The following is a 669-nucleotide window of genomic DNA, read 5'->3' on the forward strand; positions in this document are numbered from 1 at the left end:
AAAATTGTTGAGTTAGGTGAAGCCCTGGATTCATACATCCCAGAGCCAGAGCGTGACATCGATAAGCCGTTCATCCTGCCAATCGAAGACGTATTCTCAATCTCAGGTCGTGGTACTGTTGTAACCGGTCGTGTTGAGCAAGGTATCGTTAAAGTAGGTGAAGAAGTAGAAATCGTTGGTATCAAAGATACTACTAAAACGACTTGTACTGGTGTTGAAATGTTCCGTAAGCTGCTTGACGAAGGTCGTGCAGGTGAGAACGTTGGTGTTCTGTTACGTGGTACTAAGCGTGACGACGTAGAGCGTGGTCAGGTACTGGCTAAGCCTGGTTCAATCAACCCACACACTAAATTTGAAGCGGAAGTATACGTACTGTCTAAAGATGAAGGCGGTCGTCACACTCCATTCTTCAAAGGTTACCGTCCACAGTTCTACTTCCGTACAACTGACGTGACCGGTGCTGTTCAACTGCCAGAAGGCGTTGAAATGGTAATGCCTGGCGACAACCTGAAGTTCGAAGTAGAACTGATTGCACCAATCGCGATGGACGAAGGTCTGCGCTTCGCAATCCGTGAAGGTGGTCGTACAGTAGGTGCTGGTGTTGTAGCTAAAATCATCGACTAATATCGACGATTAACACCGTATCCAAAAAAAGGTCGCGAAAGCGGC

The 669-nt window shown here is 47.2% G+C and carries 1 protein-coding gene; it reads left to right on the forward strand.

The window, feature by feature from the left end; all coding sequences use genetic code 11:
* Positions 1–624: EF-Tu C-terminal domain-related protein (locus tag AC27IB_RS23495; protein WP_487124064.1), on the forward strand; the 624-nt coding region annotated here is incomplete at its 5' end.
* Positions 625–669 lie beyond the last annotated feature (45 nt).

It is taken from the genome of Alteromonas sp. 4NH20-0104 (assembly GCF_057547795.1).